General features: G+C 72.4%; 13 protein-coding genes. 5 read left to right on the top strand and 8 right to left on the bottom strand.

Annotated features, from left to right (window positions below):
• Positions 1 to 66: 66 nt before the first annotated feature.
• The 4 genes from E6P78_RS01355 to E6P78_RS01340 are packed head-to-tail and all read right to left on the bottom strand — an operon-like array spanning position 67 to position 3952.
• Positions 67 to 1308 carry an ABC transporter permease gene (locus E6P78_RS01355; protein WP_240798998.1) on the bottom strand — a complete coding sequence of 414 codons (1242 nt, stop codon included), beginning with the start codon at positions 1306 to 1308 and terminating at the stop codon, positions 67 to 69.
• An 8-nt stretch (positions 1309 to 1316) separates the two neighbouring features.
• Positions 1317 to 2006 (bottom strand): ABC transporter ATP-binding protein, encoded by a 690-nt coding sequence (locus E6P78_RS01350; RefSeq protein ID WP_136201636.1) that lies wholly within the window; start codon positions 2004 to 2006, stop codon positions 1317 to 1319.
• Positions 2003 to 3415, bottom strand: a complete 1413-nt coding sequence (locus E6P78_RS01345; RefSeq protein WP_240798997.1) for a peptidoglycan-binding protein — start codon at positions 3413 to 3415, stop codon at positions 2003 to 2005. Before E6P78_RS01345 ends, E6P78_RS01350 begins: the two co-directional genes overlap by 4 nt.
• A gap of 24 nt (positions 3416 to 3439) precedes the next feature.
• A complete protein-coding gene (locus tag E6P78_RS01340; RefSeq protein WP_136201635.1) occupies positions 3440 to 3952 on the bottom strand; it encodes a hypothetical protein in 513 nt (170 codons plus the stop codon).
• 267 nt (positions 3953 to 4219) lie between these two features.
• On the opposite strand from E6P78_RS01340, the gene E6P78_RS01335 reads away from it, so the two are divergent.
• From E6P78_RS01335 to E6P78_RS01315, 5 genes are all read left to right on the top strand, one after another.
• A complete protein-coding gene (locus E6P78_RS01335; RefSeq protein WP_136201634.1) occupies positions 4220 to 4645 on the top strand; it encodes a peptidase inhibitor family I36 protein in 426 nt (141 codons plus the stop codon).
• A gap of 112 nt (positions 4646 to 4757) precedes the next feature.
• A complete protein-coding gene (locus tag E6P78_RS01330) occupies positions 4758 to 5729 on the top strand; it encodes a hypothetical protein (RefSeq protein WP_136201633.1) in 972 nt (323 codons plus the stop codon).
• A gap of 414 nt (positions 5730 to 6143) precedes the next feature.
• Positions 6144 to 6317: a hypothetical protein gene (locus E6P78_RS32605; RefSeq protein WP_168712518.1), complete on the top strand. Its 174-nt coding sequence runs from the start codon at positions 6144 to 6146 to the stop codon at positions 6315 to 6317.
• Positions 6307 to 7173 (top strand): DUF3152 domain-containing protein, encoded by an 867-nt coding sequence (locus E6P78_RS01320; RefSeq protein ID WP_136201631.1) that lies wholly within the window; start codon positions 6307 to 6309, stop codon positions 7171 to 7173. The genes E6P78_RS32605 and E6P78_RS01320 overlap by 11 nt, the downstream gene beginning before the upstream one ends.
• Positions 7174 to 7300: 127 nt before the next feature.
• Positions 7301 to 7993: a DUF3152 domain-containing protein gene (locus E6P78_RS01315; RefSeq protein WP_136201630.1), complete on the top strand. Its 693-nt coding sequence runs from the start codon at positions 7301 to 7303 to the stop codon at positions 7991 to 7993.
• Positions 7994 to 8211: 218 nt separating this feature from the next.
• Here E6P78_RS01315 and E6P78_RS01310 read toward each other — a convergent pair whose 3' ends face one another.
• The 4 genes from E6P78_RS01310 to E6P78_RS01295 form a co-directional block, all read right to left on the bottom strand.
• Entirely contained in the window at positions 8212 to 8856 is a 645-nt protein-coding gene (locus E6P78_RS01310) for a hypothetical protein (protein WP_136201629.1), read from the bottom strand.
• A 7-nt stretch (positions 8857 to 8863) separates the two neighbouring features.
• Positions 8864 to 10063: a cyclic dehypoxanthinyl futalosine synthase gene (mqnC, locus tag E6P78_RS01305; RefSeq protein ID WP_136201628.1), complete on the bottom strand. Its 1200-nt coding sequence runs from the start codon at positions 10061 to 10063 to the stop codon at positions 8864 to 8866.
• A gap of 72 nt (positions 10064 to 10135) precedes the next feature.
• Positions 10136 to 11839: a serine/threonine-protein kinase gene (locus E6P78_RS01300; RefSeq protein WP_136201627.1), complete on the bottom strand. Its 1704-nt coding sequence runs from the start codon at positions 11837 to 11839 to the stop codon at positions 10136 to 10138.
• A 306-nt stretch (positions 11840 to 12145) separates the two neighbouring features.
• Positions 12146 to 13024 (bottom strand): menaquinone biosynthesis protein, encoded by an 879-nt coding sequence (locus E6P78_RS01295; protein WP_136201626.1) that lies wholly within the window; start codon positions 13022 to 13024, stop codon positions 12146 to 12148.
• Positions 13025 to 13033 lie beyond the last annotated feature (9 nt).

Genomic DNA, 13033 nt, shown 5'->3' with positions numbered 1-13033 from the left:
CATTCAAGCAGCCCGGCCGTAAGGGGCGGGGGCGGGCCCGCTGTGCGAGCGGGCCCGCCGGGCCGCTCAGCGGCGCAGTGCCTCGGCGGGTTGGACACGCGAGGCCCGCCACGCCGGATACAGCCCGGCCAGCAGCCCCGTGACGAGGCCGATCGCGGGGGCCGCCGCGGCTGTGGCCGGGTGCACGACCGGGGTCCAGTCGCGGGCCAGGGCCACGCCCACCACCGTGACCACGCCCAGCGAGGTCCCGATCAGTCCGCCGAGGGCTCCCAGTGCCCCGGACTCGGCGAGGAACTGCCGCGTGATGTGCCCGGCCCGGGCGCCGAGCGCGCGCCGCAGTCCGATCTCGCCGGTGCGTTCCAGGACCGACACGAGGGTGGTGTTGGCGATCCCGACCGCGCCGATGACCAGACAGATCCCCGCCAGGAGCAGGAACAGCTGGCTCAGGTCCCCGCTGACCCCTGAGCGCAGGGTCCGCGGGTCCGGTGGCGGGACCGCCTTGAGGTATTCGGGGTGGTCGGGCCGCAGCGCGGTCGGGGCCAGCCGGGCGACCTGCCGGGCCGCGCCCAGTTCCGTCGAGATCAGCATCACCGCGCTGCTGCCCTCGGGCGGGCCCCAGACCCTCTCGGCCGTGGTGCGCGGGACGACGACCGACAGCAGCAGGTCGGCCTTGCGTTCGGTGTTCTCGACGATCCCCGTGACGGTGAACGGCTGGTCGCCGATGAAGACGGCGGGCCGGGTCTCCAGCGTGGTGATGCCGAGCCGGGACGCGACACCCGACCCGATGACCGCGACGTACGCCTCGTCGTCGGACATCAGCTCGTCGTAGAGCCGCCCCTGGGACAGCGTGGGCCCGGCCGCCTCCAGCACACCGGGGGACGCGGCGACCACCTCGGTCCTCCCGTCACCGGCGGCTGCCCGGCCCACCGGGGCGGAGCGCACGGTCACGGACGCGTCCAGCCGAACCGGCCAGTACACCCCGGCGCTGCGCACCCCGTTGAGTGCGCCCACGCGCTCGTCGGCGTCCGGCGGGAAGGCGGGTCCGGCGAACTCGTCCTGCTGCGAGGCCTTGTCCTCGACCGACACCTCCGTGGCGGTCAGGGAGTTGAAGCGGGCGTCGATCTGCGAGGAGGCCGTGGCGGTCAGCCCCAGGATGGCCACGAAGGTGCCCACACCGAGGACCGTGCCGAGCGCGGTCAGCGCCGAGCGCGCCGGACGCTGCAACATGCCGGCGAGCGATTCACCCAGCAGATCGCCGAAGGAGAACACCGAGGGTTCCACCGGCCGGTTGCCGCGCCGTCGCGGCAAGCACCGGATCACCGGGGCGTCCCCGCCATTTCGCGCAGGACACCGTCGCGGATCGTGACCGTACGCGCGCCGCGCCCCGCCACCTCCGGATCATGTGTGATCACCAGTACCGTCATGCCGTCGGCGTGCAGCTCCGCCAACAGGGCCAGCACCGCTTGGGCGTTGGCCGTGTCCAGGTTGCCGGTCGGCTCGTCGCACAGCAGCAGGGAGGGCCTGGCCACCAGAGCCCGCGCGATGGCCACCCGTTGCCGCTCGCCGCCCGACAGTCTGGTGGGCAGCGACCCGACCCGGTGTCCGAGCCCGACCCGTACCAGGGCCTCCCTCGCCCGCTGCCGGCGCTCCTTGCGGGCCACTCCGCTGTAGACCATGGCCAGCGTGACGTTCTCCAGGGCGCTGCGGTGGGGCAGCAGGTGGAAGGACTGGAAGACGAAGCCGATCCTGCGTCCGCGCAGCGCGGTGCGGTCGCCGTCCTTCAGGGCTCCGGTGTCCAGCCCGTCGAGGAGGTACGTCCCCGAGGTGGGCGCGTCCAGCAGTCCGGCGATGTTGAGGAACGTGGACTTGCCCGAGCCGGACGGGCCGACGACGGTCACGAACTCACCGCGGCGGATCACCAGGTCGCAGGGCCTGAGGGCGGCGACCGGCGGTGGTCCGGGGTAGGTCAGGGCGACCTGCCGGAACTCGATGACGGGGGCGGTCACTTCCGTACCCCGGTGACGACCCGGTCGCCCGCGCGCAGGGCGTCCTTCACCACGGGCACGACCGCCACGAAGCCGTCGCCGGAGGTTCCCGGCCGCACCTCGACGCGTTTCTGCGCACCGGACCCGGCCCGCACCGTCACCACCGTCCGGCCGTCCGCGCCCGCGGTGATCGCGGTGACCGGAACCACCAGGGCCTTGCCGCCGGTGGAGGCGGCCTCGATGGTCAGCCTGACGTCCTGGCCGTTCAGCTGGGCGTCGAGCGCCTTGTCCGGGGTGATCTGCACCAGGTAGCCGGACGGGCCGGCGGCCGGGGCGCCGCCGGCCTCCGTCCCCGACGCGGCGTCGCCGTCCGGTGCCGGAGCGGTCTGCGTGTCCGCGACGCGGGAGACCTTCGCCCCGGCCGACACCCCGGACACCTCCGAGTAGATCTCCACGTGCTGACCGGCGCGCAGCAGCCCCTTCTGGTACTCGGGGACGTACGCCTGCACGACCAGCCGCCCCGAGGACAGCGTCATGGCCGTCCCCGACACCTTGGCGCCCACGACGCCCTGCACCGCGTTCACCCGGGCCGGGAAGCTCTTCAGGAACACCGCCTCACCCGCGGGCAGCATCGGTCCCGACTTCGCCTGCACCTCGGCAAAGGCGGCCCGTGCCTCGTTCAGGTCCTCCGTCGCACGTTTCACGGCCTTGCGCGGATCGCCGGGCGCCTTGTCGTCGATCTTCGCCGAGGACCGGGAGTCCTCGGCGTCCTCCAGCGCCCGCTCGGCCGACCGCACCGCGGCACCGGCCGACCTGAGGCCCTCGCCGTCGTCGTCCTGGGCCGGCAGCGGGTCGTAACCGATGGACGCGTAGAACGAGTCGAGGGCCGCCTTGGTCCCCGCTCCGAAGGTTCCGACGCCATCGGGTGCGGTGGGGTGCCCCAGGTCCTGGAGCGCCTTCTGGACCTGCTCGACGTCCTCCCCCTCACTGCCGGGGCGCAGGTCGCGGTAGACGGGCAGGGCCCCCCGCAGTACGAACACGGGCCTGCCGGAGACCTCCATCAGCAGCCGGCCGCTCCGCAGGACGTCGTGGGCCTCGACCGCCAGCTTCGTGATCACCGCCCCGGTCGAGCCCTCGTCGCCTCCGGAGACCTGCGGGGACACGTTCACCGTCTGCCCCGCCAGCACCTGGCCCCGGGTGATCACCGACGACACCAGGACGCGATGTTCCACCGCCGCGGTCAGTACGTCCTCCTGCGGTGCGCCGGCCTCGGCCGCCGCCTGCGCCGGTGACTTGACGATCATCGACGCGCCGACGCCCGCCGCGCCGAGGAGCAGGGCCGCCGAGGCGACGGCGACCACCCAGTGACGGCGCCGGCGAAGACCGCCGTCGGCCGTCCCCTCGTCGGTGCCGCGGTTCTCGTCACTCATCGAAGAACCCTCCCGGCCGAGACGTCATCCGCCGACTACGGGATCGCCTGCGGGTCGGGGGTCACACACCCGGCGTGCCTCGCGGTAGTCGGGGTTCGTCTTCATCGCGTGGGCCAGTTCGTCGCTGAGCCCGAAGTCCCCGTTCGGGGCGGGGTCCGGATAGTCCTTGACGCCGTGCTCGCGCAGGCACGCACTCAGCTTCCTGGCCCGCGCCATGTCCTCCTTCGTCGCGGGCACCATGGCCGGCGGACTCGGATGGAGAGAGGCGCACTCCTTCTCGGCCGCCAGGGCGGCCGCTTCGTTGTCCGCCCCCTTCTCGATCCGCAGCGAGCCGTCGTCGGTCGTGTCCAGCGGGATGCCCTGGTCCTCCATGCACCTGTAGTAGGCGACCTCGCCCGCCCCCTGCGTGGACTTCGCCTGCGGCTTCACCGAAGGCTTCGGCTGCCCGGAATCCGTCGAACCCGAACATCCGGCAGTCGCCAGCGAGAACAGCACCAGCGCCGCGACAGCTCTGGCGACAGCGGGGAGGGGGCGCATACGGGACTCCCGGGAGAGAGCGGAAGCGAGGGAGACGGCCGCGCGCCTGACGCGGAACCCACTCGCCATATCCCCAACTCGCGCCAGGGCAAGGAGGCTTGAAAGCGCATGACGAGGCCTCGGAATGCCCGACGCTACAGATCTTCCGGAGGGGCGACAACTGTCCTCGGGGCCAGTAGCCACATCCGTGCCCGCCGCATTTGATTGTCGGCGCTCACGCCCAGCGGACTCGTACATCACGGGACCAGCACACGAAGGAGCAGCGGAATGACTCGTTCACCAGCAGTACGGCGCCTGACCGGCGTCGCCCTGGCCGCGACCGCCGTCACCGGGCTGACGCTCACGACGGCCGGCCCCGCGTCGGCCGCGACCAACAAGAACGGGAACGTGGAGAGCGGCGAGTTCGGTCTCTACTACAACTCCAACTACGCCGGCTGCGTCTTCGATCTTCTCAACTCGGACGGCAACTTCTCCGGCGACTACTTCCGCTCGTCGACGAGCTCCCAGACCTGCCCCGGCCAGGGCCAGTCCACCGACAACAACACGGCTTCCTACTGGAACCGGGACGTGACGGCCTGGGAGGTGTACACCAAGGCCGGCCGCGCCGGCATCGAAGGTTATCTGCCGCTCGGCTACTACGGAAACGCCTCCGTCACGTTCAAGAACGAGATCTCGTCGGCGTACTACTTCTGACTCCGACCGTCCCGAGACGCCACATCACAGCACCGCTGTTCTGCCCGAAGGCACCGGGCGGAACAGCGGGCTGTCGCATCGTACGACCCGGTCACCGCGAAGGATCATCCGCATGCTCCCGTTCCCCGGCCCCCGCCACCTCCGCCGTTCGGTCGGTGTGGCCTGCGCCGCCGTGCTCCTTGCCGCCTGCTCCTCCACCACGGACGGAGGGCCCGGCGACGAGAAGTCGGAACCCGAGGTCTCTGCCACCCCCACGATGCTGAGCACCTCGGGTCTGAAACTCCCTCTGGACGCCTACGACGCGACCCGCGAAGAGACCGAGGCGTTGCAGGAGGGCCAGGGGGTGCTCATCTCCCGGTGCATGGAGCGCTTCGGCTTCCGCTACAGCCTCCCGGCACGCCCCGCCTCCCCCGCGTCGGGCAGGCAGAGCGCACGGATCTTCGGCGTGGTGGACCCGGACGAAGCCGCCCGGTACGGCTACAGCGTCCCCGGCGAGGAACGGGCGCCTGCGCGGACCTCGCCGAGGCTCACCGCGTCCGAGGAGATCGCGTTGAACGGCGCCCCGGACCTGAAGCCGACCGACATGCCGAAGAGCCAGGCGGAGGCGGAGAAGAAGGGCGGCGGCAAGGAGCGGATCAACGGCAGGGCGGTGCCGGTCGGCGGCTGCAGCCGTGAGGCGTTCCTCAAGCTGTACGCCCCCGAACCGAACGCCGTGGACGCCATATACGTGTTCAACCTCAAGGCCCAGGCTGAGTCCCAGGCGCGCGAGGACTCCCGCACGAAGACCGTGAACACGTCATGGTCCGACTGCATGGCCCGCAAGGGTCACACCGCGACCGATCCCATGAACGCGACGACGGAGCTCGGTATCGCCGATGACGCCCTCGCGTCCCCCGCCGCGATCACCGCTGCCAAGGCCGATGTCGGCTGCAAAAAGGAGGTGAATCTGGTCGGCGTCTACTTCGCCGTCCAGTCCTCCTATGAGAATAGGCTGATCGACAAAAATGCCGAAACACTCGACCTGGCAAAAAAGCAGCTGTCGGATCGGCTGAAACTCGCCGCTTCGCTCGTCTCGTCATCCTGAGCAACCCCTCGGACGTGCCGCCCGCCCACGTTCCGAACCGTCCGTACCGCGGTCCCCCACCGGGGAATCCCTTCCCCTCGTGCTAGATTCCTGGCGCTCTCGAACCAGTACCCGGGGGGGAAACATGACGGTTCATTGCCTTGCCTGTGCTGCCCCGATCCTTGACGGCGCACGCGAACACCCGGCCAGGGACCGGCTCTCGACGATGTCTCTCCGACGGCTCACACCGACGGAGAAGCAGTTCTTCATGACGCTGCACAGCGCTCCGTCGAATGAGGAGGTCGCGGCCTGTATGCATGTCGCTCCGCGGACGGCGAAGTTTCACATCGCCAATATCCGGTCGAAGCTCGGTGGAATGTCGAGACTCCGACTCTGTCTGCTGTCCGCTCTGCACCACAGAGGACTTCTGTCCCTATGCGCTTCCTGCATGCTTCTGCTCACCCCTACGCCGTTGGAGGAACCGGCGCGCACCTGAGTCCGCGTACCGCCTCGTTCCGCATCGTTTCCGCCGCGTTCGGACACGCGCTCGTGAAGTACGCGGACAGCCATCCGATGGAAGCGAAGGACCGTGCGATCCGTGGCCGCTGAGACGAGACAGGACCGGCGCGGCCGGAGCGGACGGCGCCGGGCCCGGCGCGCCCGGCGACGCCGCAGCCGAATACGGGTGCTGGCCGCCGTGGCCGTCACCGCCGCACTGGCCGGCGCCGCCGTGGCCCTCGCCCCCCGCTGGGCGGGCGGGGACGACGCACCGGCCGCCACCGCCACCGGGCCCACCGCCGCCGCCCGGCCGACCACCGCCGCCCGGCCGACCGCGAGGCCCACCAAAAGCTCCGAGGCCACCACCGGCGCGAAGCCGTCCCCCTCCCCCAGCCGTTCGCGCGTCAGCATCCCCGCCTCCGGGCCCGGGACCTTCACGGTCGCCCGCGCCTCCGGCCCGTCCGGTGGGCAGAACGCCTACCGGGTCGAGGTGGAGGACGGTTCGGGCGTCGACCCGGACCAGGCCGCCGAGCGGATCGCCGACATCCTGGCCGCGCCGCGCGGGTGGGCGCACGGCGGGACGCGCTCGTTCCACCGGGTCGCGACGGGGCAGGCGGGGCTGGTCGTCCGTATAGCGACCGCGGCCACCACCGACCGGATCTGCGGGCAGGGCGGCATGAACACCCACGGCGAGGTCAACTGCCGGATCGGCGAAGTGGTGATGGTGAACCTCAAGCGCTGGCAGACGGGTTCGCCGGAGTTCGCCGGTCCGCTGGCCGAGTACCGCGCCCTGATCATCAACCACGAGGTCGGCCACTGGCTGGGCCACGGCCACGAGACCTGCCCCGGCAAGGGCCGCCCCGCCCCCGCGATGATGCAGCAGATCTACGGGCTCAAGGGATGCGTCGCCAACGCCTGGCCCTACGCCGAGAACGGGACATATCTGGGCGGACCCTCCGTGCCATAACGTTTCTCCACGCACGCGCGCCCCGACCCCCCGCCCCGACCTCATATGCGTGTGGACTGAACCAATCGGCCCCGTCTCCGGTCCTACAGCGGGGGGCGGAACAGCCGATCACTGGGGAGGGGCACGGATGCCCGAATGGAATGGGCGCCGGGGGAAGCGGGGCGACAACGGGCGGAGCCGCCTGCTCGTCGTGGCCGTCGTCCCGATCGTGCTGGCCGCCGCCGCCGTGGGCCTCCGCTGGAACAGTGCGCACGGCCCCGGCCACTCCTCCCCCACGGCCGCCTTCACCGTGGCCCGCGCCGCCGCCACCGACAGCGGTACGGGGAACGCCTACCGGGTCGAGGTGGAGGACGGTTCGGGTCTGGACCCGGACGGGGCCGCCGCCGTCGTCGCGCACATCCTGGCCTCGCCCCGGGGCTGGTCGCACCACGGGGAGCACAGGTTCCGGCAGGTCGCCGAGGGGCCGGCGGGTCTGGTCATACGGATCGCCACCCCGGAGACGACCGACCGGATCTGCGGGAAGAGCGGGCTCGACACCCACGGCGAGGTCAACTGCCGGGTCGGCGCCGACGTCATGGTCAACCTCAAGCGCTGGCAGACCGGTTCGCCCGAGTTCGACGGTCCGCTGGCCGACTACCGCGCCCTGATCATCAACCACGAGGTCGGCCACTGGCTGGGCCACGGCCACGAGACCTGCCCCGGCAAGGGCCGCCCCGCCCCCGCGATGATGCAGCAGATCTACGGCCTGAAGGGATGCGTCGCCAACGCCTGGCCGTACGACACCGAGGGGCGGTATCTCGGCGGTCCTTCGGCGCCGTAACGATGGCCGGGCGCGGCAAGCGGGCCCGGGTGCACCAGGGGGCGCGGCAAGCGGGCCCGGGTGCACCAGGGGGCGCGGCAAGCGGGCCCGGGGCACACCAGGAGGGCGCGGGGCCAGCGGGCCCGGGGCACACCAGGAGGGCGCGGGGCCAGCGGGTCCGGGGCACACCAGGAGGGCGCGGGGCCAGCGGGTCCGGGGCACACCAGGAGGGCGCGGGGCTAGCGGCCCCGGTACACCAGTCGGCCCGCCGCGATCGTCGCCACGCAGCTCACCGCGCCCGCCGCCAGCAGCGCCGCCTCGTCCGGCGCGTCGAAGGCGGCGAGGTCCGCGCGGCCCCCGGCGGTGAGCCGGGCCGCCGTCGCGTCGGCCACCGCCCCGGCCCCGGCCAGCGGGTCGAGCCGGGGCTCGCCGCCGGTGGACGCGGGCGGGCCGAGGACGGTGAGGCCGGACCGGCGCACGGCGGTGAGCAGGGCGGGCGGGGTGGTGGGGGCGGCGGTCACGGCGGTCGTGCCGTGCCGAAGCATCCGGTGCAGCCCGCGCCGCACGCTGCCCGCCCGCCAGGTGTCCTCGGGCCCGAGCGCGTCGAGCGCGGCGCCGGTCAGGGGCTCGGTGCCCAGGGCGCCGGCCTCGCGCGGGTCGGGGAAGTACCACTCCTCCAGCAGCCGGACCGCGTCCCGCTGGAGGAGGCCGGGGGTGAGGACGCCCGGCCAGCGCCGGACCCGGGCGGTGGGGTGGGCGGCGGCCAAGTCCCCGTACGGCCCGAAGGCGGCGACCACCGCGTCCCGCACGGCCACCGCGCCACCGGGCACGGGTGCGTGGCCGCCGCCCGGCAGCAGCAGGGCGGCGGCGTGGATCGTCAGCAAGGCGCGACTAGTTGGCGCCCAGGAGCTTGAGCTCCGGGTGGGCCGTGCCGCCCTCGATCGCGACGGACGAGATGTGCGAGACGACGCGCTCGTCGACCGGGTCGTTCGCCGGGTCGTCGTGCACGACGAGGTGCTCGTACGTGGTGGAGCGCTGGGCCGGAACCCGGTCCGCCTTGCGGATCAGGTCGATGATCTCCAGGCGGTTGGAGCGGTGCTTGGCCCCGGCGGAGGAGACGACGTTCTCCTCCAGCATGATCGAACCGAGGTCGTCCGCGCCGTAGTGCAGCGACAGCTGGCCGACCTCCTTGCCGGTGGTGAGCCAGGAGCCCTGGATGTGGGCGACGTTGTCCAGGAAGAGCCGGGCGATGGCGATCATCCGCAGGTACTCGAAGAGCGTGGCCTGCGTCTGCCCCTTCAGCTTGTTGTTCTCCGGCTGGTACGTGTACGGGATGAACGCGCGGAACCCGCCGGTGCGGTCCTGCACGTCACGGATCATGCGCAGGTGCTCGATGCGCTCGGCGTTGGTCTCGCCCGTGCCCATCAGCATGGTGGAGGTGGACTCGACGCCGAGGCCGTGGGCGATCTCCATGATCTCCAGCCAGCGTTCGCCGGACTCCTTGAGCGGGGCGATGGCGGTACGCGGCCGGGCCGGCAGCAGTTCGGCGCCGGCGCCCGCGAAGGAGTCGAGACCGGCGGCGTGGATGCGGCTGATCGCCTCCTCGGCGGAGACCTCGGAGATCCGGGCCATGTGCTCGATCTCGGAGGCGCCGAGCGAGTGGATGACCAGCTGGGGGAACGCCTTCTTGATCGCGGAGAAGTGCTCCTCGTAGTACTCCACGCCGTAGTCCGGGTGGTGCCCGCCCTGGAACATGATCTGCGTGCCGCCCAGCTCGACCGTCTCCGCGCAGCGGCGCAGGATGTCGTCCAGGTCCCGGGACCAGCCCTTGGCGGTGTCCTTCGGAGCGGCGTAGAACGCGCAGAACCTGCACGCCGTCACACACACGTTGGTGTAGTTGATGTTGCGCTCGATGATGTACGTCGCGATGTGTTCCGTCCCGGCGTACCGGCGGCGGCGCACGGCGTCGGCGGCCGCCCCCAGGGCGTGCAGCGGTGCCGACCGGTACAGGTCGAGCGCCTCCTCCGGGGTGATCCGGCCGCCTTCGGCGGCTCGGTCGAGGATGGGCTGAAGGTCGGCCTTCTCGGTCACCGGGCTGTCACCTTTCGGCGGTTTTTCAACGGATCTACGGACCGGTTCAGCGTACGCCAGCGCCGCCGGCGGTCAGTCGCCGGACCGGGTCAGCGTGCCGTACGGGAGGCCGGCGCCCCGCTCGTCGGACCGGAACCGCAGGGTGCCCTCGGGGGTGCGGGTGAAGTGCAGGTCGGAGGGTGTGGTGGTGCAGACGCCGGCCGTGCCGGAGCGGTCGGGGTCGGAGCGTTCGCGCAGCTCCAGCTCCCGTTCGGTGGCGGAGGTGAGGGTGGCGACGCTGTAGCAGGTGACGTCCACGCCGAGGGCGGAGATCGAGGTGGTCAGGTGGACCACGTCGGTGCCCTTGCGCCCCTTCTCGAAGACCGCCGTGAGCGTGCCGTGCGGTGCGCCGGTCGTCTTCTCGGTGAGCGGTCCCTTCCAGGCGCCGACGAACCCCTCGGGCAACTCGCCGACCTGGTCCGGGCTCGCGGAGGCGGAGTCGGCGGGCGGGGAGGGCTCGGAGGCGGAGGGGCGCGAGGAGGAGGCGGCGGACGGGTGGCGGTCGACGCCGCCGTGCCCGACGTTGCCGGAGTCGCCGCCGCCCGGCACCAGGTCCAGGAGGAAGGCGCCGCCCACGGTCACCGCGGCGAGCGCCCCGGCCACCGCGAGGGCGACGGTGCAGCTCACCCGGCGCCCCCGGACCCCGTCCGCCCCCGTGCCGAGGGTGAGGCGGCGCTCGCCGGTGCGCTGCCCCGGCAGCCCGCCCGCCCCCGCGGTGGGCGGGTGCGGCGGACGCGGCGGACCGACCGGCGGGCCGAAGGCCCCGGGGGCGGCGGCCGGGGCGCCCGTACCGAAGGAGGGGTTGCTGAAGGGCACCGGGCCGGACCGGTCAGGCGCCTCCTGCGGTTCCAGGTCGAGCAGCGCGACCGCCGAACGGCTGACCTCGCGCACCAGCGGACCGGGCAGCCAGCCCGCCGCCACCGCGGCCGCCGCGCCGCCGGGCGTCAGCTCCCGGGCCAGCTCGGCCGGTGTCGGCCGCCGGGCCGGGTCCTTCGCCAGGCAGGCGGCGACGGTCTCGCGCAGCCCGCCCTCCAGGTCGCCGAGCTCCGGCTCCTCGTGGACCACCTTGTAGAGGAGGACGGCGGAGGAGTCGCCGAGGAAGGGGGCGGAGCCGGTCGCCGCGTACGCCAGGACCGCGCCCAGCGAGAAGATGTCGGCCGCCCCCGAGATGTCCACGCCCCGGATCTGCTCGGGCGCCATGTAGCCGGGCGAGCCGACGGAGACCCCGGTGGACGTCAGCGAGGCGGTCGCGTCGATGGCCCGGGCGATGCCGAAGTCGATGAGCCGGGGGCCGTCGAGGGCGAGCAGGACGTTGGACGGCTTCACGTCCCGGTGGATCAGGCCCCGCTCGTGGACGGCGGCCAGCGCCTCGGCGAGCCCGGCGCCCAGCACCCGTACCGCGTGCTCGGGCAGCGGGCCGTGTTCGGTGACGGCCGCGGAGAGCGGCGGCCCGGCCACGTAACCGGTGGCGACCCACGGGACGGGGGCGTCCGGGTCGGCGTCCAGGACGGGCGCGGTCCACTGGGCGCCGATCCGCCGGGCGGCCTCCACCTCGCGCCGGAACCGGGCGCGGAACTGCTCGTCGAGCGCGAAGTGCGGATGGACGACCTTCACGGCGACGGTCCGGCCGCCCGCGCTGCGGCCGAGATAGACGCGGCCCATGCCGCCGGCCCCGAGTCTGCCGAGCAGCCGGTAGGCGCCGATGCTCAGCGGTTCCCCGGCTTCCAGCGGCTGCATATAAGGACTCCCCCTGTGAACCGGCCAGGCCTCCGAGCGAAGCCTAGTTCGTGTCCGTGAAGTCTCGTCCGGGCACGGGAGAAACCATCCGCCGATTTCACCTCCAAGGGAACGAACGACGTCATTCACCGCAACAAAAGGCGTGAATGCGCCGGTCCCCCGGCGGCCGATTGCGGGAGGCGCCGGGGACGATTGCGGGAGACATCGGGGACGTATCCCCGATGTCTCCCGCTATCGGCCATTCACCGCGCGTTCACCCGAATCGAAAAGGGCATTCCCGGAGGGGTCGTAGCCCTCTCGTCCCTCTCATCCGCCGAGCAGCTCGACCTTCACGTCCGCCGGGAAGCCCGCCACGTCGCCGGCCCGGCGGGCGAACTCCTCGACGCCCGCGAGCTGCGCCGGGCCGAAGCGGAAGTCGAGCGTGGTGAAGTAGCGCTCCAGGACCTCCGCGTCGAAGGCCTCCCAGCGCGCCGCCTGCTCGGCGACCTTGGTGACCTCCTCCAGGGAGAGGTCGCGGGAGGCGAGGAACGCCTCGTGCACCTGCCTGACCGCGTCGGGCTCGGCCGCCAGGTAGTCCTTGCGCGCGGCCCAGACGGCGAAGACGAACGGCAGGCCCGTCCACTCCTTCCACATCGCGCCCAGGTCGTGGACCTGGAGCCCAAGGCGGGGCGCGTCGTGCAGGTTGGCGCGGAGCGCGGCGTCACCGATGAGGACGGCGGCGTCCGCCTCCTGCATCATGACGCCCAGGTCGGGCGGGCAGGTGTAGTAGTCGGGGGTGACGCCGTACCGCTCGGCGAGCAGCAGGCGCGCCAGCCGTACGGAGGTCCGGGAGGTCGAGCCGAGCGCCACCCGGGCCCCGTCCAGGTCCTCCAGGGGGCGCTGCGAGACGATCACGCACGACATGACGGGGCCGTCGCAGCCGACCGCGATGTCGGGGAAGGCGACCAGGTCGTCGGCGTTGCGCAGGAACTCCACCAGGGTGACGGGGGCGATGTCCAGGTCGCCCCTGACCAGTTGCTCGCTGAGCTTCTCCGGGGTGTCCTTCGACAGCTCCAGGTCGAGCAGTGTTCCGGTCCGTGCCAGTCCCCAATAGAGGGGAAGGCAGTTGAGGAACTGGATGTGGCCGACGCGCGGCCGGGGGCGACGGTCGTCGACCGCGACGTTTGAAACGGTTGAATTGTCCACATCGCGAGG

The sequence above is a fragment of the Streptomyces sp. A0958 genome, assembly GCF_004795035.1.
Taxonomy (GTDB): domain Bacteria; phylum Actinomycetota; class Actinomycetes; order Streptomycetales; family Streptomycetaceae; genus Streptomyces.
This window is presented reverse-complemented; position numbering and strand designations above follow the sequence as displayed.

Coding starts and splice junctions, on each gene's coding strand:
- E6P78_RS01340 (WP_136201635.1), bottom strand. CDS start 3,952: ATGCGCCCCCTCCCCGCTGTCGCCAGAGCTGTCGCGGCGCTGGTGCTG.
- E6P78_RS01315 (WP_136201630.1), top strand. CDS start 7,301: ATGCCCGAATGGAATGGGCGCCGGGGGAAGCGGGGCGACAACGGGCGG.
- E6P78_RS01345 (WP_240798997.1), bottom strand. CDS start 3,415: ATGAGTGACGAGAACCGCGGCACCGACGAGGGGACGGCCGACGGCGGT.
- E6P78_RS01330 (WP_136201633.1), top strand. CDS start 4,758: ATGCTCCCGTTCCCCGGCCCCCGCCACCTCCGCCGTTCGGTCGGTGTG.
- E6P78_RS01300 (WP_136201627.1), bottom strand. CDS start 11,839: ATGCAGCCGCTGGAAGCCGGGGAACCGCTGAGCATCGGCGCCTACCGG.
- E6P78_RS01335 (WP_136201634.1), top strand. CDS start 4,220: ATGACTCGTTCACCAGCAGTACGGCGCCTGACCGGCGTCGCCCTGGCC.
- E6P78_RS32605 (WP_168712518.1), top strand. CDS start 6,144: ATGCGCTTCCTGCATGCTTCTGCTCACCCCTACGCCGTTGGAGGAACC.